The sequence below is a fragment of the Oceanimonas pelagia genome (assembly GCF_030849025.1).
GTDB classification, from domain to species: domain Bacteria; phylum Pseudomonadota; class Gammaproteobacteria; order Enterobacterales; family Aeromonadaceae; genus Oceanimonas; species Oceanimonas pelagia.
In genome coordinates this window covers 1,884,273-1,909,759 of record NZ_CP118224.1, presented here as the reverse complement: position 1 = coordinate 1,909,759, position 25,487 = coordinate 1,884,273, and the positions used below count along the sequence as shown (strand labels likewise).

General features: G+C 62.0%; 23 protein-coding genes, 1 tRNA gene and 1 riboswitch. Of the genes, 18 read left to right on the top strand and 6 right to left on the bottom strand.

Features of this window, described 5'->3' with window-relative positions; genetic code table 11:
- Window positions 1-18: 18 nt before the first annotated feature.
- From accD to dedD, 3 genes are read left to right on the top strand one after another with little or no spacing between them, the layout of a single operon-like run.
- The gene (gene accD, locus PU634_RS09000; protein ID WP_306760471.1) at window positions 19-882 is read left to right on the top strand and encodes an acetyl-CoA carboxylase, carboxyltransferase subunit beta; all 864 of its coding nucleotides are present in this window, start codon (window positions 19-21) and stop codon (window positions 880-882) included.
- Window positions 882-2,138, top strand: a complete 1,257-nt coding sequence (gene folC / locus PU634_RS08995) for a bifunctional tetrahydrofolate synthase/dihydrofolate synthase (protein ID WP_306760470.1) — start codon at window positions 882-884, stop codon at window positions 2,136-2,138. Before accD ends, folC begins: the two co-directional genes overlap by 1 nt.
- Window position 2,139: 1 nt before the next feature.
- The gene (gene dedD, locus PU634_RS08990) at window positions 2,140-2,832 is read left to right on the top strand and encodes a cell division protein DedD (RefSeq protein ID WP_306760469.1); all 693 of its coding nucleotides are present in this window, start codon (window positions 2,140-2,142) and stop codon (window positions 2,830-2,832) included.
- Between the two features lie 28 nt (window positions 2,833-2,860).
- Here the strand turns inward: dedD and PU634_RS08985 are convergent, their stop codons facing one another.
- The 3 genes from PU634_RS08985 to PU634_RS08975 all read right to left on the bottom strand — a co-directional run bounded on the left by PU634_RS08985 (window position 2,861) and on the right by PU634_RS08975 (window position 6,120).
- Complete coding sequence (locus PU634_RS08985; protein ID WP_306760468.1) at window positions 2,861-3,190, bottom strand: TusE/DsrC/DsvC family sulfur relay protein; 330 nt, start codon at window positions 3,188-3,190, stop codon at window positions 2,861-2,863.
- A gap of 26 nt (window positions 3,191-3,216) precedes the next feature.
- Entirely contained in the window at window positions 3,217-5,349 is a 2,133-nt protein-coding gene (gene yccS, locus PU634_RS08980; RefSeq protein ID WP_306760467.1) for a YccS family putative transporter, read from the bottom strand.
- Between the two features lie 111 nt (window positions 5,350-5,460).
- Window positions 5,461-6,120, bottom strand: a complete 660-nt coding sequence (locus tag PU634_RS08975; RefSeq protein ID WP_306760466.1) for a Bax inhibitor-1/YccA family protein — start codon at window positions 6,118-6,120, stop codon at window positions 5,461-5,463.
- Window positions 6,121-6,315: 195 nt separating this feature from the next.
- Here PU634_RS08975 and PU634_RS08970 point away from each other — a divergent pair.
- From PU634_RS08970 to PU634_RS08940, 7 genes are all read left to right on the top strand, one after another.
- A tRNA-Ser gene (locus PU634_RS08970) sits at window positions 6,316-6,406 on the top strand.
- Between the two features lie 75 nt (window positions 6,407-6,481).
- Window positions 6,482-7,129 carry a TIGR01621 family pseudouridine synthase gene (locus PU634_RS08965; protein WP_306760465.1) on the top strand — a complete coding sequence of 216 codons (648 nt, stop codon included), beginning with the start codon at window positions 6,482-6,484 and terminating at the stop codon, window positions 7,127-7,129.
- A gap of 62 nt (window positions 7,130-7,191) precedes the next feature.
- The gene (locus PU634_RS08960) at window positions 7,192-7,881 is read left to right on the top strand and encodes an SDR family NAD(P)-dependent oxidoreductase (protein WP_306760464.1); all 690 of its coding nucleotides are present in this window, start codon (window positions 7,192-7,194) and stop codon (window positions 7,879-7,881) included.
- Window positions 7,882-8,046: 165 nt separating this feature from the next.
- Window positions 8,047-10,896: a phosphoenolpyruvate--protein phosphotransferase gene (ptsP, locus tag PU634_RS08955; protein ID WP_306760463.1), complete on the top strand. Its 2,850-nt coding sequence runs from the start codon at window positions 8,047-8,049 to the stop codon at window positions 10,894-10,896.
- On the top strand, window positions 10,893-11,843 hold the full coding sequence (gene pfkB / locus PU634_RS08950; protein ID WP_306760462.1) for a 1-phosphofructokinase: 951 nt from the start codon (window positions 10,893-10,895) through the stop codon (window positions 11,841-11,843). Before ptsP ends, pfkB begins: the two co-directional genes overlap by 4 nt.
- Entirely contained in the window at window positions 11,840-13,588 is a 1,749-nt protein-coding gene (locus tag PU634_RS08945) for a PTS fructose-like transporter subunit IIB (RefSeq protein ID WP_306760461.1), read from the top strand. Before pfkB ends, PU634_RS08945 begins: the two co-directional genes overlap by 4 nt.
- Before the next feature lie 175 nt (window positions 13,589-13,763).
- Complete coding sequence (locus PU634_RS08940; protein WP_306760460.1) at window positions 13,764-15,065, top strand: dicarboxylate/amino acid:cation symporter; 1,302 nt, start codon at window positions 13,764-13,766, stop codon at window positions 15,063-15,065.
- Window positions 15,066-15,136: 71 nt separating this feature from the next.
- Here the strand turns inward: PU634_RS08940 and ribA are convergent, their stop codons facing one another.
- A complete protein-coding gene (ribA, locus tag PU634_RS08935) occupies window positions 15,137-15,736 on the bottom strand; it encodes a GTP cyclohydrolase II (protein ID WP_306760459.1) in 600 nt (199 codons plus the stop codon).
- 202 nt (window positions 15,737-15,938) lie between these two features.
- Here ribA and cmk point away from each other — a divergent pair, with 202 nt between their 5' ends.
- The 7 genes from cmk (at window position 15,939) to PU634_RS08900 (ending at window position 21,346) form a co-directional block, all read left to right on the top strand.
- Complete coding sequence (gene cmk / locus PU634_RS08930; protein WP_306760458.1) at window positions 15,939-16,619, top strand: (d)CMP kinase; 681 nt, start codon at window positions 15,939-15,941, stop codon at window positions 16,617-16,619.
- A 108-nt stretch (window positions 16,620-16,727) separates the two neighbouring features.
- Window positions 16,728-18,398 carry a 30S ribosomal protein S1 gene (rpsA, locus tag PU634_RS08925; protein WP_306760457.1) on the top strand — a complete coding sequence of 557 codons (1,671 nt, stop codon included), beginning with the start codon at window positions 16,728-16,730 and terminating at the stop codon, window positions 18,396-18,398.
- A 66-nt stretch (window positions 18,399-18,464) separates the two neighbouring features.
- A complete protein-coding gene (gene ihfB / locus PU634_RS08920) occupies window positions 18,465-18,746 on the top strand; it encodes an integration host factor subunit beta (RefSeq protein WP_306760456.1) in 282 nt (93 codons plus the stop codon).
- A gap of 90 nt (window positions 18,747-18,836) precedes the next feature.
- On the top strand, window positions 18,837-19,124 hold the full coding sequence (locus PU634_RS08915; RefSeq protein ID WP_306760455.1) for a LapA family protein: 288 nt from the start codon (window positions 18,837-18,839) through the stop codon (window positions 19,122-19,124).
- Between the two features lie 8 nt (window positions 19,125-19,132).
- Window positions 19,133-20,302, top strand: a complete 1,170-nt coding sequence (gene lapB / locus PU634_RS08910; protein ID WP_306760454.1) for a lipopolysaccharide assembly protein LapB — start codon at window positions 19,133-19,135, stop codon at window positions 20,300-20,302.
- Between the two features lie 101 nt (window positions 20,303-20,403).
- The gene (gene pyrF, locus PU634_RS08905; RefSeq protein WP_306760453.1) at window positions 20,404-21,117 is read left to right on the top strand and encodes an orotidine-5'-phosphate decarboxylase; all 714 of its coding nucleotides are present in this window, start codon (window positions 20,404-20,406) and stop codon (window positions 21,115-21,117) included.
- Complete coding sequence (locus tag PU634_RS08900; RefSeq protein ID WP_306760452.1) at window positions 21,110-21,346, top strand: DUF3820 family protein; 237 nt, start codon at window positions 21,110-21,112, stop codon at window positions 21,344-21,346. The genes pyrF and PU634_RS08900 overlap by 8 nt, the downstream gene beginning before the upstream one ends.
- Window positions 21,347-21,499: 153 nt before the next feature.
- Here PU634_RS08900 and PU634_RS08895 read toward each other — a convergent pair whose 3' ends face one another.
- Complete coding sequence (locus PU634_RS08895; RefSeq protein ID WP_306760451.1) at window positions 21,500-21,907, bottom strand: H-NS family histone-like protein; 408 nt, start codon at window positions 21,905-21,907, stop codon at window positions 21,500-21,502.
- A 360-nt stretch (window positions 21,908-22,267) separates the two neighbouring features.
- Window positions 22,268-22,441: riboswitch (Lysine riboswitch) on the top strand.
- Window positions 22,442-22,512: 71 nt separating this feature from the next.
- On the opposite strand from PU634_RS08895, the gene PU634_RS08890 reads away from it, so the two are divergent.
- Window positions 22,513-24,063 (top strand): Na+/H+ antiporter NhaC family protein, encoded by a 1,551-nt coding sequence (locus PU634_RS08890; RefSeq protein WP_306760450.1) that lies wholly within the window; start codon window positions 22,513-22,515, stop codon window positions 24,061-24,063.
- 87 nt (window positions 24,064-24,150) lie between these two features.
- On the opposite strand, the gene PU634_RS08885 is transcribed toward PU634_RS08890, so the two are convergent.
- Window positions 24,151-25,377, bottom strand: coding sequence for an EAL and HDOD domain-containing protein (locus PU634_RS08885; RefSeq protein ID WP_306760449.1), 1,227 nt, complete (start codon window positions 25,375-25,377; stop codon window positions 24,151-24,153).
- Window positions 25,378-25,487 lie beyond the last annotated feature (110 nt).

Here is a 25,487-nt window from a genome sequence, read left to right as displayed (position 1 = left end):
AAATGATTAAGGATTTCCATGAGCTGGCTTGAGAAAATTCTCCCCAAGAACAAGAACATCGGCGTTCGTCGTCACAATATTCCGGAAGGAGTCTGGACCAAGTGCACCAACTGCGAGCAGGTGCTGTACCGTGCCGAGCTTGAGCGCAACCTGGAAGTCTGCCCCAAGTGCGACCACCACATGCGCATCAGCGCCCGCAACCGCCTCGACAAGTTCCTGGATCAGGACGGTCGCGAGGAGCTGGGCGCCGAGCTGGAGCCCCAGGACATTCTCAAGTTCAAGGACTCCAAGCGCTACAAGGACCGTATCAGCGCGGCCCAGAAAAGCAGCAACGAAAAAGACGCCATGGTGGTGATGAAGGGCACCCTGCGCGGCCTGCCGGTGGTGGCCTGCTCCTTTGAATTTTCCTTTATGGGCGGCTCCATGGCCTCGGTGGTGGGTGCCCGCTTCGTCAAGGCGGTGGAAGCCTGCCTGGCCGAAAACCGTGCCCTGGTGTGTTTCTCCGCCTCCGGTGGCGCCCGCATGCAGGAAGCCCTGTTCTCCCTGATGCAGATGGCCAAGACCAGTGCGGCGCTGAATCGCCTGTCCGAGGCCGGCCTGCCCTATATCTCCGTACTCACCGATCCCACCATGGGTGGTGTGTCTGCCAGCCTGGCCATGCTGGGCGACGTGAACGTGGGCGAGCCCAAGGCGCTGATCGGCTTTGCCGGTCCGCGGGTGATCGAGCAGACCGTGCGCGAAAAGCTGCCCGAGGGCTTTCAGCGCAGCGAGTTCCTGCTGGAGCACGGCGCCATCGACATGATCATCGACCGCCGCGAAATGCGTGATCGCCTGGCCGGCCTGATCGGCAAGCTGATGAACCAGGAGCCGCTGGACATCTGATGCACACCCCCGCAGCCCCCGCACCGGGCCGCTCCCTGGCCGACTGGCTGGCGGTGCTTGAAGGCCTGAACATGGCCCACATCGAGCTGGGCCTGGAGCGCATGCAGCGAGTGGCCGGCCGGCTTGGCCTGCTGACCCTGCCGTCCCATGTCATTACCGTGGGCGGCACCAACGGCAAGGGCACCACCTGTGCCCTGCTTGAAAGCATGCTGCGCGCCGGCGGCCACAGCGTGGGCGTGTATTCCTCGCCCCATCTGCTCGACTACCGGGAGCGGGTGCGCATCAACGGCGACTTTCCCGCCGAGCCGGCCTTTTGTGATGCCTTCGCCGCGGTGGAAGCCGCCCGGGGCGACACGGCCCTTACCTATTTCGAGTTCGGTACCCTGGCGGCCCTGTGGCTGTTCCGGGCTGCGCGGCCTGATGTGGTGCTGCTGGAGGTGGGCCTGGGCGGCCGGCTTGATGCTACCAATGTGGTGGACTCGGATCAGGCAGTGATCACCACCATCGCGCTGGATCATACCGACTGGCTGGGTGATAACCGCGAGGTCATCGGCGTTGAAAAGGCGGGCATACTGCGCCCGGGCAAGCCGGCGGTATGCGGTGATCTCGACCCGCCCGCCAGCATTGCCGAGCAGGCAAACAAGCTGGGCACGCCGGTGGCCTTCAGTGGCCGGGATTTTCACTGGCAGCAACAGGGCGACAGCTGGTGTTTTGCCGGGCTGGGGCTGGATCTTTCCGGCTTGCCGGTGCCCGGCCTGCCGCTGATGAACGCGGCCACGGCCCTGGCCACCCTGGCGGCTTCGCCCTTTAGGCTTTCTTTCGAGGCCATCGCCACCGGGTTGCGCGAGGCCCGCCTGGCCGGCCGGCTGCAACGGCTGGCACCCAACCTGTGGGTGGATGTGGCTCACAATCCCGAGTCGGCGGCCTATCTGGCATCCCGCCTGCAGGCGGATGAAGGGGGGGCCATTCACGCCGTGGTGGGCATGCTCAAGGACAAGGACATTGTCGCCACCCTGGCGCCCATGCAGCCGCTGGTCCGCCACTGGTATCCGGCAACCCTGAGTGGCCCCCGGGGTGCGGAGGCCGGTGCACTGGCCCGGGTGCTGGGGTGTGAGCAGGGCTATGGCTCGGTCACTGAGGCGCTGCTGGCGGCACAGGCCGCCTGCGCCGAGCATGAGCGGGTGATCGTGTTTGGCTCCTTCTTTACTGTGGCCGAGGCGCTGGCCTGGCACGGCGCGCAACAAGAGGAACACTGAGATGGCAACCCAGTTTCAGCACCGGCTGGTGGGCACCGTATTGCTGGTGGCGCTGGGCGTGATTTTTCTGCCCGATCTGCTGGACGGCAAGCAGGCGCCTGCCCCGGAGGAAGCGGTAAGCATTCCGTTGCGGCCCGAGCTGGAGCCACCCAGGCCGGCCCGGGTTGTGTCCGAGGCGACGCCGGCGCCTGCCGCCACGGCAGACAACTGGACTCTGGAAGAAGTGAAGGAAGCACCGCCCGAGCCACCGAAACCCCAGTCACAGGTGGCTGCTGCGCCCGCGCCGAAACCTGAGCCTGCCGCCGAGCCGGTGCGTCCGGCTCCCGAGGCTAAGCCGGTCGTGGCCAGGCCGCAACCGGCACCGGTGGTCAAGCCCGTAGCACCGCCGGCGCCGCAGGCGGGGGTCATTAAGCCGGTGGCGCCCGCTCCGCAGGCTTCCCGGACCACTTCGGCGACTCCCGCCGGCGGTGAGTTTGTGGTGCAGCTGGGCGCATTCCGCAGTGCCGATAACGTCAATGCACTGGTGAGAAAGCTGCAGGCGGCGGGTTATCGTGTGCAGACCACTCCCTCGGTGCCGCGACAGGGTGAATTGAACCGGGTGTGGGTCGGGCCGGATGCCCGGGCCCGGCTGGAGCAGCAATTGCCGGCGCTGGAGCGCCTGACCGGGCTGAAGGGCCGGGTGATGGCCAAATAAAAAATTCCGGCCTCGCGCCGGAATTTTTTTAAATGCACTTCACCGGTTTGGGCAGGCCCGCCAGTTTGGTGGCCTGCTTGGCCGGCCCCTTGGGAAACAGCCGGTACAGGTAGCGGCTGTTGCCCTTGTCTTCCCCCAGCTCCCTGGCCATGGCCTTCACCAGTGCCCGAATGGCCGGCGAGGTGTTGTATTTGAGATAAAAGTTGCGCACAAAGTGGATCACTTCCCAGTGCTCGGCGGTCAGCGCAATGCCTTCTTCCTTTGCCAGCAGCTCGGCCATGGCCGGCTGCCAGTCCTGGTGATGTTTCAAATAGCCCTGGGCATCGGTCTCGATGGGGCGGCCTTCAAATTCAAACATGGGGTCTCCTCGGTTGGCCGGCTATCTTACCCAAGCGCGGCGGCTTGTGCATCCTGGCGCACGCCGCCGGCGAGCTGATGCAGATCGTTGACCAGCAGCGCCATGTTGTTGAGCAGCTGACGTACCAGAATATGCCAGTCATCTTCGTGTGCACCGGTCATGGCCGGCAACGGCGGCTGGTCGGGCAGGGGGCTGCCCCGGCGCAGGGCATCGGCGGCGAGGCGCAGCCGCTCATTCAGGCCGTCAACAAACGGTTGCGGCAGCGCCTGATCCGCCCGGCAGTGTGCGCCCAGGGCCGACAGGTAAGAGAGCAGGGTATGGTTGCGATAGGCAATTTCAAAACACAGGTTAAGCCAGTGTTTTGACACCGGCTCAACCCGAATATTTTGCCAGGCCTGGGCCAGCTGGTTGTCGGCCAGGTGGGCCTGCTTGCGGGCAATGCGGTAGGGCAGGTTTTCATGCTCCAGTCCGGCGCTTTGCCGGCCGATGGCGGTGAGATAGGCAGCGTTGGCTTCCATGGCCTCGGCCAGCAGCCGGGGCAGGTGGCGGCGCTGCCAGTCGGGCCAGATCACCCTTACCGCCACAAAGGCCAGCACGCAACCGGCCAGGGTGTCGAACAGGCGGGGCAGCAGGATGGGGCCTTGGGCTGTGCCGTGCAGGTTAAAGGCCAGCAGCACAAACAGGGTGATAAAGCATACCGCCCAGCTGTAATGTACCCGCACCTGGGTAAAGAACACAAAGGCACAGATCAGCAGGATCACCAGCTGGCTTTCCACCGACGGAAACAGCCACAGCAGTGGCCCGCCGGCGGCGATGCCGGCCAGGGTACCGATGGTTCGTTCGGTCAGGCGCTGGCGGGTGGCGCTGAAACTGGGCTGGCACACAAACAGTATGGTCAGCAGGATCCAGTAGCCCCGCTCCAGCTCCAGCGCCGTGATCAGCCCGTAGCCCAGGGCAAAGCAGGCGCTCAGCCGCACCCCGTGGCGAAACAGAATGGCGTTGGGGGTGAACAGGGCGCGCAACCGCTCGCCAAAGGTCTGGGGCGCCGGGCGGGCCAGCTCGGCCCGGGATGCCGGCCGCTCCTGGCCCCGGTGTGCGGTGAGTTGTTCGGCCTGCAGCAGCGCCTGGTGCACATGCTCCATATTGCGGGTAAGGAATTTCAGCGGGCTCATCAGTTCGGGCGAATAATGGCGGCGCAGGTGGCTGTAGTCGAGCTGATCCTTGAGCGCCGACAGTTCCCAGGCAATGCGCTTGCCGGGCTGAAAGGGGCGGTGTGTCAGAATGGCCAGCCCCAGCCGGTAACAGGCCTCACCCAGCTCCGCCAGCAGTACCTGATAGCCGGCCAGCACCTCGGCCTGATCCAGTGCCCGGTTGAGTTGCTGATAGGAATAGTGGCTGGAGGCGGCCCGTTCATGCATGTGCTGTATCAGCAAATGCAGCTCCAGCAACCGGGCCAGCTCGCCATCCCGGGAGTGGCCCCGCAGGCGGCGGTTGAGCATCTGCTTGCTCAGCTCCAGGCTGTTGACCAGCTGAATATTGAGCTGAGCCAACTGGTGGCGCAAGCCCCGGTGCAGTTCGCCGGGGCTGTCGAAAAAGCGCGACTTGGCCAGCAGGTAGCGGGACAGGGCGAAATAACACTGGGCCAGTTGTTCGTGCACCGGCTTGTAGGGCCAGGCCAGCAATATCAGCCACGACAACAGGCCGTACCAGGCAGCGCCGGCGGTGAGCAGCAGCGGCTGATACCAGAACCCCGGGCTGTCCACATGGCCCTGCATGGCGTAGATGGACACCAGCAGGGTGCCAAAGCCGAGCTTGCCCGCGGCCTGACCCCAGGCCCCGGCCAGGATCAGCCCAAAGGTGACCAGCACCAGCAGGGGGCCGAACAGCCAGGGGATGTCGATCAGCGCGGTGACACCGGTGATGGCCACAAAAAAGCACACCAGCCCCAGCAGCAGCTGGCCCAGCCGGCGGGCCGGCGGCTGATCGGTCTCGCTCAGGGCGCCGGCCATGGCGCCGAGGGACAGGGTCACCGCCGCCGGCACCTGATCCAGCCACCAGCCGGCCAGCAGCAGGCTGGCCATGGCCAGCAACACCTTGAGGGCGAAGAAGAAATGACTGTCGGTAAAAATGCGTCTCAGCCACTGGCTGGCAGGGGGCATGGGGTATCTCGTAACAGGGGGCGTGTTGTCATCATACCGAAACCCGGGGGGGAACGCAGCGGGCATAAAAAAGGGCGGCATCATGGCCGCCCTGGTTGTTTATTTGCCGGCTTAGTCGCGGCTCATGCCCAGCAGTTGCAGCAGGCTCAGGAAGATGTTGAAGATGGACACGTACAGGGTCACGGTGGCGGAGATGTAATTCTGCTCGCCGCCGTGAATGATGGCGCTGGTCTGCATCAGAATGGCGCCGGACGAGAACAGAATGAACAGGGCGCTCAGGGCCAGGCTCAGGGCCGGCAGGGCCAGGAAGATGTTGGCCACAAAGCCCACCAGGATCACCACAAAGCCGGCCATCATCATGCCGCCGAGGAACGACATGTCCTTTTTGGTGGTCAGCACATAGGCCGACAGCGCCAAAAAGGTGAGGGCGGTTCCCCCCAGGGCCAGCATCACGGTTTCGGTGCCGGAGCTGGTGCTCAGGTAGTAGTTGAGAATGGGGCCTATGGTGTAGCCGGTAAAGGCGGTAAAGGCGAAGATGAACAGCAGGCCCAGGCCGCTATTGCGGTTGCGCTCGGTCAGGAACATCAGACCGTAAAAGCCCACCAGGGTGATGATCAGGCCCGGATGGGGCAGGTTCAGCATGGCGCTCACCCCGGCGGACAGGGCGGCCACCACCAGGGTCATGCCCAGCAGCATATAGGTATTGCGCAGGACCTTGTTGGTTTCCAGCGCACCGCCGTGAGTGCGTGAAAGGGTATTGTTGTAACGCATGATCCAGACTCCTTGGGTATCTGACTCAAAATGACTCGAATGAATTTACTCTATTCTGGACATAATATGACCCGGTTGTCGAGCATTGTGTTGCGCGGCCGTGAACCGGGCTGGCGCTTTCTTGTTCATTTGAATCATAAACGCCATTTAACGGTTTACAAGGTGCGGCGGGCTCAGTAGTATTGGCGCCCGTCAGGAGGGGTGGCAGAGTGGTTGAATGCACCGGTCTTGAAAACCGGCGTAGGTTAATAGCCTACCGTGGGTTCAAATCCCACCTCCTCCGCCAGACAAAAAAGCCCGCTGCGTTTGCAGCGGGCTTTTTGCATTGGGCGCTGTGCCCAGGCTCACGCCGGAGTTAGTCATGAACATAGTGCTCGACCACCCCGACTTTTTAATCATCAACAAGCCCGCCGGCATCGGCATGCACCAGCAGGGGCAGGAGCCCGGTCTGGTGCGCCTGCTCAGTGAGCAACTGGAGCAGCCGCTTTATCCGGTGCACCGGCTCGACAAAATGACCACGGGCGCCCTGCTGCTGGCACGCCATTCCGAGGCCAACCGGATCCTCAGCGGCCAGTTTGCCGAGCGCACCACCACCAAGTGCTATCTGGCGCTCAGCGATCGCAAACCGGCCAAAAAGCAGGGCTGGGTCAAGGGTGGCATGGAAAAGGCTCGCAATGGCAGTTGGAAGCTGACCCGCAATGACAATAATCTGGCCATAACCCGGTTTTTCAGCACCTCGCTGGCGCCGGCAGTGCGGGGCTTTGTGCTGCAGCCCTACACCGGGCGCACCCACCAGCTGCGGGTGGCGCTGAAAAGCATCGGTTGCCCCATTCTCGGCGATACCCGTTATGGTGGCACGCCGGCCGACCGGGGCTACCTGCATGCCTGGCAGCTGGCCTTTGACTGGCGGGGCGAGCGCATCGAGGTCACGGCTCCCGCCATCGAGGGCGAGCGGTTTACTCAGTGGTATGCGGTTTTGGCCGAGTGGGCGGCCGCCCGGGCGAACTGACTGCAAGCAAACGCAATCCCGTTCGGTCTCCATGGCGACAGTTATTAACCGGAGACTTTCTGATGCGTTACTGGATCATGGGCGGCGGTGGCATCGGCCGGGCGCTGGCGGCGGCCTGTGCCGAACGAGGCGACGAGATCAGGCTGTTCAGCCGAACTTCTCCCGAGCTGGCGGGCGTGCACTGGCATGCGCTCGACGTCACCGACGAAGCCGCCATGAACACCGTTTGCGCCCAACTGCCGTTGCCGGAGCGGGTGATCAATACCGTGGGCATGCTGCACAGCGAGCGGTGGCAGCCGGAAAAGCGCATCGAGCAGCTGACCGACGCCGCCCTGCTCGATCATCTGCGGGTCAACACCTGGCCCACCCTGGCACTGGCAAAATTGTTGTCGGCGCGCATGGAGCGGCGTCAGCCCCTGCGACTGGCGGCGCTTTCAGCCCGGGTGGGCAGTATCAGCGACAACCGTGGCGGCGGCTGGTACAGCTACCGTATCAGCAAGGCGGCGCTGAACATGGCCATTAAAAACCTGGGGGTGGAATGGGCCCGGCGCTTTCCCGCCGCTTGTGTGGTGGGCCTGCATCCGGGCACGGTGGCCACCAATCTCTCGGCGCCCTTTTGTGCCGGCCTGCCTGCGGGGCAGTTGCAGACGCCGCAGCAAGCGGCCCGGCACCTGCTGGCGGTACTCGACGGCCTTACACCCGCGCAGTCGGGCCGGCTGTTCGCCTGGAACGGTCAGGAAATCCATCCCTGAGGCGGCCCCCTCGTCATGCCTTGCTCCTGTGTGGCCGGGGATACAGGTCATTCTGCCGCGCCGCCATTCTTGCTCCCGTGATGAAAAGGAGACAGCATACCGGGCAGGCAAATTCCGTTGTTTCCCCTAGGCTGACAGTATTCCGGCTTTCAAACAGGAGATGTGATGCTTTCTCTTACCCCCCAGGATGTGCGGATGGGCCAGGTCCTGGCCAGCAAGGAGGCGGTGATCTCGGCCCTGGCCGACTGGCTGGAGCAGGACGGCAATGTGGCCCCCGGTTATGGCGCCGGCATGCTGGCGCGGGAAGCCCAGACCTCCACCTACCTGGGCCAGGGCATCGCCATTCCCCACGGCATTCAGGCCTGCCGTCATCTGGTGAAAAAGACCGGCATCAAGGCATTGCACCTGCCCGAGGGGGTGGACTGGGGCGAGGGGGAAAAGGCCTATCTGGTGCTGGGCATTGCCGCCGGCTCCGACGAGCATTTGGAGCTACTGCGCCGGCTGGCCAGGGCCCTGGGCCGGGACGATCTGGCCGAACGGGTGCGCCAAGCCCGGCACAGCGACGACATTCTGCGCCTGTTACGCGTCGATGAAGGGGAAGAGGCGCCGTTGCTGGAATGGCGCGCCGAGACCATACGCACTGGGCTGAAGGCCACCGCCCTGGACGAGCTGCAACGCGCCGCCGCCGATCTGCTGCGCACTAATGAGCAGGAGCTGGCGGCCTTGCAGTCCCCCTTGCATCTGGGGCAGGGCTGGTGGCTGAGCCAGACGGTCACCGAGGGTAAGCCTCGCATGGCACTGGTGACCACCATGGCGGAAGGTGAGCACCACGGCCAGCCGGTGCGCGCCCTGCTGGCGCTGGCGGTGAGCGGCAACGGCCATAAACGCCTGCTGGTGCAACTGGCCGACTGGCTGGTGGCCGGCAAGGGAGCAGAGCTGGCTGCGCTGGCCGGCGAAGCGCTGCAGCGGGCGCTGACTCGGGGGCCGGTTGCGCCGGGCGAACAGGCCCTGACCGCCAACCAGCGGGTGGTGACGGTGCGCAACCACCAGGGCCTGCACGCCCGGCCCGGCGCCATGCTGGTGCAGCTTGCTCGGCAGTTCGAGGCCGAGATTCGTGTACGCAACCTGGACGGCGATGGCCATGAGGTGAACGCCAAGAGCCTGATGAAACTCATTGGCCTGGGGGTACGGCCCGGCCACCAGTTGCTGTTTACCGCCAATGGTGCCGATGCCGATGAGGCCCTCACTCAATTACAGGCCGCCATTCACGAGGGCCTGGGGGAAGAGCTGGTGCCGGTGACCGCCGAAACCGGCACAGTGCATCGCGTGCAGGACATTGCCGCCAACACGCAAGTGCATGGCGTGGGCGCTTCCCCGGGCATCGCCATCGGCCCGGTGTATGTGGAAACACCGGTGACGTTTGACTATGCCGACATGGCCTGCAACGCCGAGGCCGAGCGTGAACGGCTGAACAGCGCGCTGGAGCAGGCAGACAGAGAGCTGGCCGAGGCCGCAGCAGAGGCAGCCGCGCCCCAGGCGCGGGACATTCTTGCCATGCACCGGGAGCTGCTGAGTGATCCGGCATTGCTGGAAGGGGCCGGAGCACGGCTGCGCCGGGGCGCCTCGGCGCCCGCCGCCTGGTGGGCAGAAATCGACGCCGCCGCCACCGAGCAGGCGGCCAGCGCCAATGCCCTGCTGGCGGAGCGGGCGGCCGACATTCGCGATATCGGCCGCCGGGTCATGGCCATTCTGTGCAATACACCGCTGCCGAGCCCTCCCGATACCCCTTATGTGTGGGTGGCGGAAGACACGGGGCCGTCGGAGGTGGTGAACATGAATGCCGAGCGGGTACTGGGGCTGGTGACCGCCGGCGGCGGACCTTCGTCTCACAGCGCCATTCTGGCCCGCACCCTGGGTATTCCCGCCCTGGTGGCCATGGGCGGCGCCGTGATGGGGCTTAAAACCGGCACCCCGGTGATCCTCGACGGCGAGGCCGGCACCCTGCATGTGGCCCCCGCGCCCGAGGTGCTGGCGCGGGCTCGGGCGCAACAGGCGCGGGAGCGGCAACTGGCCGAACAGGCCTGGGCGCAGCGCCACCAGCCTGCCGTCACCCGCGACGGCCACCGGCTGGAAGTGGGGGCCAACCTGGGCGATACCGCCGCCACTGCCGCCGCCGTGGAAGCGGGAGCGGAAGGCGTGGGGCTGCTGCGCACCGAGTGTGTGTTCATGGGCCGCAGCCGGGCGCCCGATGTGTCACAGCAGCTGGCCGAGTACCAGGCGGCGTTTGCGGCCCTTAAGGGCCGGCCCCTGGTGGCCCGTACCCTGGACGTGGGCGGCGACAAACCGTTGTCTTGGTGGCCGGCGCCCAGGGAAGACAACCCCTTTCTCGGGGTGCGCGGCATTCGCCTGTGCCGGCAACAACCCGAACTGCTGGAAACCCAATTGCGGGCCCTGCTCACCGCCGCCGGCGACCAGCCTGTGCGCATCATGTTTCCCATGGTGGCGGACTGGGCCGAGTGGCGCTTTGCCCGGGAGTTGTTTGAACGGGTGCAGGCCGACATCCATGCTCCCAATGTGCAGGTGGGCATGATGGTGGAAGTGCCTTCCGCCGCCCTGCATGCCCCCCAGTTTGCCAAAGAGGCGGACTTTTTCAGCATCGGTACCAATGATCTGACCCAGTACACCCTGGCCGCCGACCGGGGCAACGGCGCGCTGGCGGCGCTCTCGGACGGACTGCATCCGGCGGTGCTGAAGCTGATTGCCATGACGGTTGATGCCGCTCACGCCGAGGGCAAGTGGGTGGGGATCTGTGGCGAGCTGGGCTCGGACCTTCAGGCCCTGCCGCTGTTGCTGGGGCTGGGGGTGGACGAAGTGTCGGTCAGCCCCGGGCGAATCCCCATGGTCAAGGCGCGGGTGCGGGAATGCAACCTGGCCCGGTGCCGGGCGCTGGCCGGGCGCGCCCTGGCCGCGCGGGACGCCAGGGCCGTGCGGGCCCTGGTAGAGACATCGTCATGAATGTGCTGACCCTGACCCTGAATCCGGCGCTGGATCTGACGGTGTCGCTGGCCACCCTCAGCCCCGGCCGGGTCAACCTGGCCAGCGCCGGTCACCTGGGTGCCGCCGGCAAGGGCATCAACGTGGCCCGGGTACTGGCGGAGCTGGGTCATCACCCCCGCGCCTGCGGCTTTCTTGGCGCCAACAACGCGGCGCCGTACCGCACCCTGTTTGAGCGCCACGGCATCCATGATGATTTTCTGTACCTGCCCGGTGATACCCGGGTCAATGTCAAGGTGGCTGAGGCCGATGGCCGGGTGACCGACATCAACCTGCCCGGCCTGCGGGTGAGTGAGGACGACTGGCGCCGGCTGCTGGTCCGGCTGGACGCCCTGGCCGATGATTTCGGCTGCCTGGTAGTGGCGGGCAGCCTGCCTCCCGGAGTCAGCCCGACCCGGCTGAAAGGGCTGATAGAGTACTGGCGCAGGCGGGGCAAGACGGTGTGGCTGGATGCCAGCGGGGCGGCGCTCAAGGCTGGCATTCGCGGCTTGCCCCAGCTTATCAAGCCCAACCTGCAGGAGCTGGAAGATCTGGCGGGCCGGCCCGTTCACGACGATCACGCCCTGGCCGAGTGCGCCCGCCGGCTGATGGCCGGCGGGGTGGGGCAGGTGGTGGTGTCGGCCGGTGCCGATGGCGTGGTCTGGTTTGGGGCAAAGGGGCACTGGCGGGCCCGTGTGCCCCGGGTGCAGTTGGTGAGCACGGTGGGCGCCGGCGACTCCCTGGTGGCGGGCCTGTGCGCCGGCCTGCTGGACGGGCTGAACGAGCCCGATACCCTGCGCCGGGCAGTGGCCCTGTCATTGATGGCGGTCACGCAGATCGGCGTGGGCATTTACGATCAGGCCACCTTTGCCGCCTTTCAGCGCGAGATACAGGTGGAACCCTTTGACGAGCGGGGAGTGAACCCATGAATATACTGATCATCACCGCCTGCCCCAGCGGCATGGCCGGCAGTTTCCTGGCCGCCCGCCTGCTGGAGCGGGCCGCGCAACAACGGGGCTGGCAGGTGGCGGTGGAATGTCACAGCCGGCTTGAGCCGGTCATTCCCTTCACTCCGGCACAGATCGCCGGTGCCGGACTGGTGCTGGTGGCGGCCAGCGGGCCGGCCCTGGAGCTGTCCCGTTTTGCCGGCAAGCCGGCGTTTGTGGACGACATTCAGCCGGCGCTGAACGACCCCGCCGGCTGGCTGCAACGGGCGGCGGAGCAGGCCAGGCCGCTGCCGGCGGTCCAAACGGCACCGAAAACACCGCGGCTGGTGGCGGTCACCGCCTGTCCCACCGGAGTGGCCCACACCTTTATGTCGGCCGAGGCCCTGACCGATACCGCCAAATCGCTGGGCTACGAGATCAAGGTGGAAACCCAGGGCTCGGTGGGCGCCCAGAATGCCCTGAGCGCCGACGACATTCGTGAGGCCGACTGCGTGATCGTGGCCGCCGACATTGAGGTTAACCTGAGCCGTTTCAATGGCAAGCGGCTGTTCCGCACCGGCACCGGCCCGGCGCTGAAACAACCGCGGCAAACCATTGAAACGGCCCTGCGCGAGGCTAAAATTTGGCATCCGCAAAACGGCGCGGGTGCCAAGGGTGCCGACGCCGGTAACGACGCCGGCAAAAAGGCGCCCGGCTCTTACCAGCATCTGCTCACCGGAGTGTCCTTCATGCTGCCCATGGTGGTGGCCGGGGGGCTTATTATCGCGTTGTCGTTTGTCTTTGGCATTGAGGCGTTCAAGCAGGAGGGCACCCTGGCGGCGGCGCTGATGCAGATTGGCGGCGGCTCCGCCTTTGCCCTGATGATCCCGGTGCTGTCGGGGTATATCGCCTATTCCATTGCCGACCGGCCGGGCATTGCCCCGGGCATGATTGGCGGTATGCTGGCAAGCTCCCTGGGCGCCGGTTTTATCGGCGGTATCATCTCTGGCTTTCTCGCCGGTTACAGCGCCCGCCTGCTGGCCCGGCGGGTACCCATGCCCAGGAGCCTGGAGTCGCTCAAGCCGATATTGATCATTCCGTTGTGTGCCAGCCTGTTCACCGGGCTGGTAATGATCTACGTGGTGGGCGCTCCGGTGGCCGCCGTGATGGCGGTGATGACCGACTTTCTCAACAACATGGGCTCGGCCAACGCCGTGCTGCTGGGCATCATTATCGGGGCCATGATGTGCTTTGACATGGGCGGGCCGGTCAACAAGGCCGCCTATGCCTTTTCCGTCGGGCTGCTGGCTTCGCAAACCTACGGCCCCATGGCGGCGGCCATGGCGGCAGGCATGGTACCGGCGCTGGGCATGGGCATTGCCACCTTTCTGGCGCGGCGCAAGTTCAACCCCAATGAGCAGGAAGCGGGCAAGGCGTCTTTTGTGCTGGGGCTGTGCTTTATTTCCGAGGGGGCCATTCCCTTTGCGGCGCGGGATCCGCTCAGGGTGATCCCCTGTTGCATGGCCGGCGGCGCGCTGACCGGTGTCCTGTCGATGTTGTTTGGCGCCAAGTTGCTGGCGCCTCACGGCGGCGTGTTTGTGCTGTTTATTCCCAATGCCATTGAGCAACTGGGCTGGTACGTGCTGGCGATTGCCGCCGGCGCCTTACTCACCGGCGTGGTTTACTCGGTACTCAAACGCAGCGATGCCCAAATGCTGGCGGCCGGCACGGACATGGCGGCTCGATGAATTAAAATGTGATAAAAATCACTAAAATTAGTTTTAATGTTCAATTTTAGTCTATTTGGTAGTCAGATATTTTGTTTTTTTAAGGTTTTCATGAGGCGTTTTTCGCCCCGGGCTGTTACTCTTGCGCCCCTTCATTGCAACCCCGCAAGGGATTTCGAATAAGGAGTATTCAGCCATGAATGCGAGCGAGAAAAAGTGGTCACTCACCACCCGTGTTCTGCTGGGCATGGGCTTGGGTGTGCTGGCCGGTTTTGTTATCCGCACTCTGTTTGCCGATGTGGCCGCGGTGCAGGAGTATCTGGTCAACGGCCTGTTTCTGGTTGGTGGCAAAATCTTTATCGCCAGCCTCAACATGCTGGTGGTGCCGCTGATTTTTGTGTCGCTGGTGTGCGGCACCAGCTCCCTGAAAGACATTTCCACCCTGGGGCGGCTGGGGGGCAAGACCCTGGCCCTGTACCTGTGCACCACTGCCGTGGCCATCAGCCTGGCACTGCTGATGGGCGAGCTGTTCCGCCCCGGCGAAGGGGCCGATCTGGTCTCGTCGAGCACCTTTGCCGCCCGCGAGGCGCCGTCGCTGGCCGAGGTGATCATCAACATGTTCCCCACCAACCCCATTAACGCCATGGCCCAGGGCAACACCCTGCAGATCATCGTGTTTGCGGTGCTGTTCGGCATTGCCATCAGCCTGGCGGGCAAGCCCGGAGAGCGGATTGCGGCGCTGTTTGTGGATCTGAACGAAGTGATCATGAAGCTGGTGGCGCTGCTGATGAACCTGGCCCCCTACGGCGTGTTCTGCCTGATGGCCCAGCTGTTCACCAGTCTGGGGCTGGACGCCATCGTCAACCTGATTGAGTACTTCCTGGTGCTGGCGGGTACCCTGCTGCTGCATGCCCTGGTGACTTACGCCAGCCTGTTCCGGGTACTGACCGGGCTCAATCCGCTGGTGTTTTTCAAAAAGATGGAAGATGCGGTGATGTTTGCCTTTTCCACCGCTTCTTCCAATGCCACCATTCCGGTGACCCTGGAGACCACCACCCGCCGCATGGGGGTGGAAAACCGGGTGGCTTCCTTTACCGTACCCTTGGGCGCCACCATCAATATGGACGGCACCGCCATCATGCAGGGGGTGGCCACCGCCTTTATCGCCCAGGCGTTCAATATCGATCTGTCGTTCAGCGACTACCTGATGGTGATCCTGACCGCGACCCTGGCCTCCATTGGTACCGCCGGCGTGCCCGGGGTGGGCATGGTGATGCTGGCCATGGTGCTGAACCAGGTGGGGCTGCCGGTGGAAGGCATTGCGCTGATCATCGGTGTGGATCGCCTGCTCGACATGATCCGTACCGCCGTCAACATTACCGGCGACGCCGTGGTCACCTGCGTTGTGGGCAAGAGCGAAGGCGCCATGAACCTGAGCCGCTTTCACGACCCCCATGCCGGCGAAAAGGAAGAAGACGTGCACTTTGGCAAGGCCTGACGCCTGCTGCACCGGCACAAAAATACCGGCTCCTGGCCGGTATTTTTTTATTGTTTATTGAGGGCGGGAAGTCAGTCCTGCTCTTTCAGCATATGGCCCAGCTTGCCGGCCTTGGTGTCGAGGTAATGCTCGTTGAAGGGGTTGCGCCCTTCCTGCAGCGGCAGGCGTTCGCTCACCCTGATGCCAAAGTTTTCCATCGCCTTGACCTTGCGCGGATTGTTGGTCATCAGCCTGAGCGCGCTTACGCCCAGGCTGTGCAGCATGTCGGCACAGATGGTGTAGTCGCGCATGTCGGCGGCAAAGCCCAGCTCGACGTTGGCTTCTACCGTGTCCTTGCCCTGATCCTGCAGGTGATAGGCGTGGATCTTGTTCAGCAGACCGATGCCGCGGCCTTCCTGACGCACATACAGCAGCACGCCCCGGCCTTCCCTGGCGATGCGCTCCAGCGCCGCCTGTAACTGAAAGCCACAATCGCAGCGCAGGCTGAACAGGGCATCACCGGTCAGGCACTCGGAATGAATGCGCGCCAGCACCGGTTCGCCGCTGTCGACATTCCCCATCACCAGGGCGGCATGATCCTTGCCGGTGCCCTTTTCTTCAAACCCGACCAGGGTAAAGGTGCCCCAGGGAGTGGGCAGTTTGGAGTTTGCCATTCGGGTAACACTGCTCATGGCGTTCCTCTTAGAGTCAATTCATCGATAAAAAATGGCGGTTATTGTAAAGCGGATGGGCCGGCAGGTATAGGCTCAATCGCCCTGTGGCGATTGTTAATTGTTTGTAATGCCTGTCTTTGTCAAGCAACTTGGTTATAATGCCGCCCGCGCGGCACCCGCTCTCGGGCGGTGCCCGAACTCATGACCAACTGGAGGATGTATGTCTGAACAAGCTCCCGTCATTACCGTGGATGGCCCGGGCGGTGCCGGCAAGGGCACCCTCTGCCAGCTGCTGGCAGAGCAACTGGAGTGGCACCTGCTCGACTCCGGCGCCATCTACCGGGTGCTGGCGCTGGCCGCCCTGCACCACAACGTGGATCTCAATGACGAAGCGGGGCTGATGCCTCTGGCAGCGCACCTGGACGTGCAGTTTCCGACAGCAAGCGGAGAAATCCGTGTGATCCTGGAAGGCGAAGACGTCTCCCGCGACATTCGTACTCAGCAAGTGGCCGATGCCGCCAGCAAGGTTGCGGCGTTTCCCCGTGTGCGTGAGGCACTGCTGCGCCGCCAGCGCGCCTTTCGGGCCAGGCCGGGGCTGATTGCCGACGGCCGCGACATGGGCACAGTGGTATTCCCCGACGCCGAGGTCAAAATCTTTCTCGACGCCAGTGCCGAGGAGCGGGCCCGCCGGCGCCTCAAGCAGTTGCAAGACAAGGGCTTTGATGTTAGCTTTGACCGCCTTTTAAGCGAAATACAGGAACGCGACGACCGCGACCGTAACCGGGCCGTGGCGCCGCTCAAGGCAGCCGACGACGCTCTGGTGATCGACTCCACCGAACTGACCATCACCCAGGTGCTGGACAGGGTGCTGAGTCATACTAAGGTTAAACTTGGCCGTTAAGCCATTTGGCAATGCCGCCCTCAGGGAAGAAGGGCGGAATGTGTTAGTCACCCCACGCGCGCCGGAATGCCCCGTGGATGTTCAACTTTAACAGTGTATTCATTAAACATGACTGAATCTTTTGCTCAACTCTTTGAAGAGTCTCTGAAAGAACTCGAAACCCGTCCGGGCTCCATCGTCAAGGGCACCGTTGTTGCCATTGAAAACGGCATCGTGCTGGTTGACGCCGGCCTGAAGTCCGAGTCTGCCATTCCCGCCGAGCAGTTCAAGAACGCCCAGGGCGAGCTGGAAATCAGCGTTGGCGACGAAGTAGACGTAGCGCTGGATGCCGTGGAAGACGGTTTCGGCGAGACTCAGCTGTCCCGTGAGAAAGCCAAGCGCCACGAAGCCTGGCTGCAGCTGGAAAAAGCCTACGAAGATCAAGAAACCGTGACCGGCGTGATCAACGGCAAGGTCAAGGGTGGCTTCACCGTGGAAGTGAACAGCATCCGCGCCTTCCTGCCGGGCTCCCTGGTAGACGTGCGTCCGGTTCGCGACACCACTCACCTGGAAGGCAAAGAGCTTGAGTTCAAGGTCATCAAGCTGGACCAGAAGCGCAACAACGTTGTGGTTTCCCGTCGTGCCGTGATCGAAACCGAAAACAGCGCCGAGCGCGAGCAGCTGCTGGAAAACCTGCAGGAAGGCCAGGAAGTCAAGGGTATCGTCAAGAACCTGACCGACTACGGTGCCTTCGTGGATCTGGGTGGCGTAGACGGCCTGCTGCACATCACCGACATGGCCTGGAAGCGCGTCAAGCATCCGTCCGAGATCGTGAACGTTGGCGACGAAATCAACGTGAAAGTGCTGAAGTTCGACCGCGAGCGCACCCGTGTGTCTCTGGGTCTGAAGCAGCTGGGCGAAGATCCGTGGGTAGATATCGCCAACCGTTACCCGGAAGGCACCCGTCTGGCCGGCCGTGTAACCAACCTGACCGACTACGGCTGCTTCGTTGAAATCGAAGAAGGCGTTGAAGGCCTGGTACACGTGTCCGAAATGGACTGGACCAACAAGAACATTCACCCGTCCAAGGTTGTTTCCGTGGGCGACAACGTGGATGTGATGGTGCTGGACATCGACGAAGAGCGTCGTCGTATCTCCCTGGGTCTGAAGCAGTGCAAATCCAACCCGTGGCAGCTGTTCGCCGAAACCCACAACAAGGGTGACCGCGTATCCGGCAAGATCAAGTCCATCACCGACTTCGGTATCTTCATCGGTCTGGAAGGCGGCATCGACGGTCTGGTACACCTGTCCGACATCTCCTGGAACGCCAACGGTGACGAAGCCGTTCGTGATTTCAAGAAGGGCGACGAAATCGAAGCCGTGGTGCTGCAGGTCGATCCGGAGCGCGAGCGCATCAGCCTGGGCGTGAAGCAGATCGATGAAGATCCTTTCAATAAGTACCTGTCTGACAACAAGAAAGGTGCTATCGTTAAGGGTACCATCACCGCTGTTGACGCCAAGGGTGCCGTGGTTGAGCTGGAAGAAGGCGTGGAAGGTTACATCCGCGTTGCCGACATCTCCCGCGACCGCATCGAAGACGCCTCCACCGTGCTGAGCGCCGGTGAAGAAGTGGAAGCTCGCTTCATGGGCATCGATCGCAAGAACCGCACCGTCAGCCTGTCCATCCGTGCGAAGGACGAAGCTGAAGAGAAGGCCGCCATCGACACCCTGAACCAGCAGCAAGATGAAGTTGGTCTGAGTGCCATGGCAGAAGCATTCAAGGCGGCGAAAGGCGAATAAGCCTGACCGTATTGAAACAAGGGGCCTTCATGGCCCCTTTTTGTTTTGTGTTCCGGAGACTGAATCATGACAAAATCCGACCTGATTGAACGACTGGCCGAGCAGTATGCTCACCTTTCCGCCAAGGAAGTGGAAAACGCCATCAAGGAAATTCTGGAGCAAATGGCATCCACCCTGCAATCGGGGGATCGCATTGAAATTCGCGGTTTTGGCAGTTTCTCGCTGCATTACCGCGCTCCCCGCCTGGGTCGCAATCCCAAGACCGGCGAAAAGGTGGAGCTTAACGGCAAATACGTGCCCCACTTCAAACCGGGCAAGGAATTGCGCGAGCGGGTAAACCCGGCTTGAGCTCACTTTTCCCGGTGGCTGCGCTGGCGCCGCCCGGGCTTTTTCGGGATAATGCCAATCACTCTAAAATCAGGATGTTGAGAGGGTAAGGTGAAAATAATTTTTGGCCTGATAATTCTGGCGATCCTTTTTGCGGTGGGCCTGACGCTGGGCTCCCAGAACGACCAGCTGGTGCACGTTAACTATTTGCTGGCCCAGGGCGACTATCGCCTTTCTTCCCTGCTGGCGGTGGTATTTGTGGCCGGTTTTCTGATTGGCTGGCTGGTGTTCGGCCTGGTGATGCTGCGCCTTAAAATGACCAACAAGGGACTGAATAAAAAGGTGGAGCGTCAGCAAAAAGAACTGGAAGAGCTCAGGGCGCTGCCGGTTAAGGACTGACGAACTTCATGCTGGAATTGCTGTTTCTGCTGCTTCCGGTGGCGGCGGCCTATGGCTGGTATATGGGTCGCAGGGGAGTTCGTCAGGACGCGCAGAAACAATCCAGTCAATTCTCCCGGCAATATGTTGCCGGGTTGAATTTTTTGCTTTCCGATGAGCCCGACAAGGCGGTCGACCTGTTTATTGAGTTATTGCAGGTCGACAGCGAAACCATAGAAACCCACCTGGCCCTGGGCAACCTGTTCCGCACCCGTGGCGAGGTAGACAGGGCCATTCGCATTCACCAGAACCTCATCGCCCGGCCCAGCCTCTCGCTGGAGCAACGTCATCTGGCCATGCTGGAGCTGGCCCGGGACTTTTTTGCCGCCGGCCTGTTGGATCGGGCCGAGCAGATCCTGAATGAGCTGAAAGACGATCCCGATTACGAGCAGGATGCCCTGGAACTGCTGATGACCCTTTATCAGCAACTGCGTGACTGGGAGCAGGCCATTGCCGTGGCCGCGCGGCTGAAGAAGCGCCTGGGCAGCAAGGCGCTGGTGCCCATGGGCCACTTCTACTGTGAGCTGGCCGAGCAGAAATGGCAGCGTCAGGACAGCAGGGGCGCCATCAGTGATCTGAAAAAGGCACTCAGGGCCGATCCCGGCTGCGTGCGCGCCAATATGCGGCTGGGAGCCATTTACATGGCGGCGGGGCAGTGGAGCCAGGCCGCAGCCTGCCTGCAGCAGGTCATGGAGCAGGACGCGGGCTTTGCCAGTGAGGTGCTGGCCAGTCTGCAGCACTGTTATCATCAGTTGGGTCAGGACGAGGCTTTTACCGTCCTGCTGGAGCAGTGGGTAGCGGCAGACTGCGGCGCCAGCGCCGTGCTGATGCTGGCAGACCGGGTGGCCGAGCGGGAAGGTCAGGTCAGTGCCGAGCAACTGGTGCTGGCGCAGTTGCAGCGCTACCCCACCATGAAGGGCTTTTACCGGCTGATGTCCTACCATGCCGCCAATGCCGAGCAGGGCAGGGCCCGGGCCAGCCTGGAGATGCTGAAAGCCCTGGTGGCCGAGCAGATCAAGGCCAAGCCCAGTCATCGCTGTGGTCAGTGCGGGTTTTCGGCCCGCAGCCTGTTCTGGCAGTGTCCGTCCTGCAAGCAGTGGGGCACCATCAAGCCGGTGCGCGGCCTCGACGGCGAATAAATTACGACAGGGGTGAAGCGTGAGGAGTGAGGGGAGAGAAACACCGGTTTTTTCTCCTCACCACTGACTCCTCACCCCTCACAAAAAAGAAAAGGTAACTCATGCAAACATCACACCACAGCGATCCCAAGGTACTGATCGCCCTTGACTTTGCCGATGAGCAGCAGGCCAAGGCCCTGGTAGCCCGGCTGGATCCGGCCCAGTGCCGGCTCAAGGTAGGCAAGGAAATGTTTACCCTGTTTGGCCCCGACTTTGTACGGGACTTGGTAGCTCGCGGCTTTGATGTCTTTCTGGATCTCAAGTTTCACGACATTCCCAACACGGTTGCCAAGGCCGTGGCCGCCGCCGCCGAGCTGGGGGTATGGATGGTGAACGTGCATGCCTCCGGTGGCAGCCGCATGATGGAAGCGGCCAAAGCCGCGCTGGCGCCCTATGGCGACAAGGCGCCGCTGCTGATTGCGGTGACCGTGCTGACCAGCATGACCGCCGACGAACTGAACCAGACCGGCGTGCTGCGCTCCCCGGCCGAGCAGGTGCTGGCGCTGGCCCGGCTCACTCAAGCTGCCGGCCTCGACGGCGTGGTATGTTCCGCCCAGGAAGCCAGCCTGCTGAAAAGCGAGCTGGGCCCGGACTTTAAACTGGTCACCCCGGGCATTCGGCCGGCGGGCAGCGATGCCGGTGATCAGCGTCGTATCATGACGCCCGAGCTGGCTCTCAAGGCCGGCAGCGACTACCTGGTTATTGGCCGTCCCATCACTCAGGCCGCCGATCCCGCCGCCGCGCTGGCGGCCATCAATGCCGGCCTGCATGGCTGAGCCTCTGCCGCCCGGCCTGGACAGGGCCGGGCTGCTGCGCATTATTCGCAGACCCATGCCTTACGGCAAATACCGGGGCCAGCCGCTGTTGCGGCTGCCCCTGGCCTATCTGTGCTGGATGGAGCGCCGGGGCTGGCCCGAGGGCGCGCTGGGCGCCGAGCTGGCGCTGGTGTATGAGCTGAAGCACAATGGCCTGGATCTGGCGCTTTACGGGCTGTTGACCTCCTGAGAAGCGCAGGGACCGATGGGCACGGAAACCAGGGTTGACCGGCATGGTATGGTAAATGCCTGTACGTCATCTATTGCCGCAATAGAAGTACAAGGCGTTAAAAGCAATAAAAAAACGGGGCCTCAGGGGCCCCGTTTTGATAACCGCTGACGGTTACTTGTTGATCAGGAATTGCTCGAGTGAGCCGCCATTTTCAATGGCTTTTTTGATCACTGCAGGCTGACGGCCCTGGCCGGTCCAGGTTTTATATTCGCCGTTTTCGTCGGTGTAGGCGTATTTGGGCGGGCGCTTGCTGCGCGGTGCCGAGGCTTTCTTGCTGGGCTCAACCACTTCGGCCAGTTCGCTGATATCAATGCCATCGGCGGCCAGCATATTGGCGTATTCTTTCAGCTTGCGTTCTTTTTCTTCCGCCTTGGCGCGCTCTTCGGCTTCGGATTCGCGGCGTTCTTCTACCACCATGGTCAGTTTGCTCAGGGCTTCTTCCAGTTGTTCCATGGTCAGTTCGCGGGCAGCGGCGCGCAGGCTGCGAATATTGAGCAGGGTTTTCAGAAAATCGGTCATCTTGTTCACCTTGGTATCTTTGTAATCGTTTTAATGGTTTAAATTTACAGTCAGAGTTGCATGGTTGCAAGTAAATTGATTTCTTCATTCCCCTTTAAACCAAAGTGGACTTTGATTATGTCAAAATGAGTTTTATATTCATTGCAAAATGCAAGGATATTCCCTGGCTGAGAATCATATTAAATATATTACCGTTGATGACTGGCGTAAGCCCTGTCAGCAGATAATGTTGGCGCCATGTCGGACTGAAACGCTGGTTTCTCACAAAATGAGAAATTTTCGCCATCTGTGCTAACAATATGCTAACAAAGTAGTTTGTTATGTTGATCTTTCCTGCTAAGGCAGTAAAATCCGCCAACTTACCTGCGTAGAGGTGCAGCGCTTATCAGTAGGCCGGAACAGGGTGATGCCGTTTACCCCGGTTGAAAGGATGCGTTGCCGAAGTGGTGGCTTTTATCAACAAGCCCCTGCTGGGATCAGTGCCGAAAGGGCTGATACTGTCATGACGAGTGGTCGTGATGCGCTACTGCTGGGAAAGATAGGACGAGACGGCTCGGTTTCCTGCTCCTGGTGGTTTTTTTGTAACTCAACATTCAGGTGCCGCTGTGGAAGCTCATCCGTTTATTCAAAGTGTCTGGTCCTTGTTACCTCCCTTGCTGGCGATTCTGCTGGCCATTGTTACCCGCCGGGTGCTCTTCTCCCTGGGGCTGGGTATTGTGCTGGCGGCGTTGCTGTTGCAGCAATTCAATCCGCTGGCCGCCTTTTCCCATGTGGCGAGCAAGGTCTTCTCGTTGTTCTGGAATGATGGCGCACTCAATGAGTGGAACGTCAATATATTGCTGTTTTTGTTGTTGCTGGGCTGCATTATCAGCATGCTGAGCCGGGCCGGTGCCACCCATGCCTTTGCTGAATGGGCCCAGGCACACATCAAGAGCCGGCGCCAGGCCAAGGCCATGACCGGATTGCTGGTGTTTGTATTTTTTATCGATGATTATTTTCACAGTCTGTCGGTAGGCACCATTTGTCGCCCGGTTACCGATCGTTTTGGCATTTCCCGCGCCAAGCTGGCCTATTTGCTGGACTCCACCGCCGCGCCCATCTGCGTATTAATGCCGGTGTCTTCCTGGGGAGCCTATATTATAGCGCTTATCGGCGGCATTCTGGCCGGTTATGGCCTGACCGGTCAGAGTCCGCTGGCGGCCTTTATGACCATGGGCGCCATGAACTTTTACGCCATTTTCACCCTGCTGATGGTGATCCTGGTGATTCGCGGAAAGTGGGATCTGGGGCCCATGCAAATCCATGAAAGCCGGGCGTTGAACGGCGAGCTGTTTGATCAAGCCAAGGGCACACCGCCCGGTGTGCACGATCATCAGGTATCCGGCGGACGGGTATCGGATCTGCTGCTGGCCATTGGCGGCCTGACGCTGGTGACCGTGGCCGGTCTGCTGTGGACCGGTGCGCTGGTGCTGCGCGAGGCGGGGCAGGCGTTCAGCCTGCTGGGGGCGCTGGAAAATACCAATGTGGGCCGTTCCCTGGTGGCCGGTGGCCTGGCCGGTCTGGTGATCTGCGCCATGGCCCTGGTGCGCGAGCGGACCACGGGACGTGACTGGTGGCACACCCTGATGGTGGGGCTCAAGGGCATGCTGCCGGCCATTTACATTCTGCTGTTTGCCTGGGCTATTGCCGGGCTTATCGGGGAGCTGGAAACCGGTAAATACCTGGCGTCACTGGTGCAGCAAAATCTGCCGCTCTATGTGCTGCCGGCCATTCTGTTCGTGCTGGCGGGCATCATGGCCTTTGCCACCGGCACCAGCTGGGGCACTTTTGGCGTGATGTTGCCCATTGCCGCCGACATGACCATGGCCATCGACGCCCAGATGTTGCTGCCCGGCATGGCGGCGGTCATGGCCGGTGCCGTGTTTGGCGATCATTGCTCGCCCATTTCCGATACCACCATTCTCTCGTCCACCGGCGCTTCCTGCCATCACATTGACCATGTGATGACCCAGCTGCCCTATGCCCTGTCGATGGCGCTGGTCAGCATTGCCGGTTTTCTTGCCCTGGGCGCGACCGGCAGCCTGCTGGCGGGCTTTGCGGCTTCGGCCCTGGTCTTTGCACTGGTATTGGGGTTCTGGGGCCTGCGACGGCGCTGAGGGCCTCGGTGCCGGCCCACGGTCACCGCGGAGTGGCCGTGGGCCATCGGGAGCCGCCAGCCTGAAAACAGACAGAAAGGGGGGAGGCTACTCCTGGTGAGCGGCAATGCGGTTGCTCCAGCGCACGGCCTCTTCGTAGCACTGGGCGTTGATGTCGGGTTTCATGCCCATGAAATCGAGCCGCTGCTGCAGCCTGGTCCAGTCCGCACGCTCATGCTCGCGTATGGTGGCGAGCAAAAAGCCCAGCTGTCCCTTGCCGCTTTCAAGGGCCTGGCGCACGGCATCGGACACCGGCAACTGGGGCAGAATGTCCGCCAGCGGGCGTTCCAGCAGCACATCCAGCAGTGAAAACAGGCCGCACATAAAGGCATCGTCGGCCATGTCCCTGTTCAGGTGCCCGGCCAGCAGCTCGCACCAGCGCGCGCGGACAATGGACAGGCGATACAGCTCGCGGTTTTTCTTCTTGCTGATGTAGGCAGTCATCACCATGGCGGTAAAGCGCTTGAGTTGCTCTTGACCCAGGTAGACGATGGCATTGCGCAGATTTTCAATGCTGCGGCGTTTGTAGCCCAGGTGCAGGCTGTTGACATAACGCAGCAGGTTGTAGGTGAGGGGCAGATCCCGGCTGAACAGCGCGGTCAGGCGATCGTAGTCGATGTGCTGCTCGCTGACCGCGGCCAGCAGTTCAAAGGCGGTGGCTTCATCCGTGGTCAGCAGGCGGCGTTTAATGACCTGGGGTTGCTGAAAGTAATACCCCTGAAAATAATGAAATCCCGCTTGCCGTGCCGCATCGAATTCTTCCCGGGTTTCCACCTTTTCCGCGATAAAGCGCAACGAGCCGAAACAGGAATATTGTTCAATAAGGTGACGGCACTGCTCCAGTGACAACTGGCGCAGATCCAGTTTGATAAAGTCGAGGTAGGGCAGAAATTCGTGCCAGCCTTCGCCCGGCACGTGGTCGTCCAGCGCCACCTTCATGCCCATGGCGCTCAGCTGTTTTACCCGCTTCAGCAGGCGGGCGGTGGGTTTGGCGCTTTCAAGGATTTCAACCACCATGTTGTGCTGTTTCAGTCCGTCCACCAGCCCTTCTTCCAGCAAGGTTTCGGGAAAGTTGACAAAGCACATGGCGGAGCCGACCAGATCGTCGATTTTTTCACTGAGAAATTGCTCGGCAATCAGTCGGCGGGTGGCCTGCTCGGCACAAATGTCGGGAAAACGATTTTCAAGGCCAAGCCGAAACAGCAGTTCATAACCCAGCGGGTTGCCATTCACATCGAGGATGGCCTGGCGCGCGACGAAACTGTAATTGTCCATGAAAACACCACAATAAAACCGAACGCCGTAATATACAGGAAGCAATTGGGTCAGACCAAGTTGGCTAGAGAAAAAATAAAAACGCCGGTTGGCGTTTTTATGGACAAGGG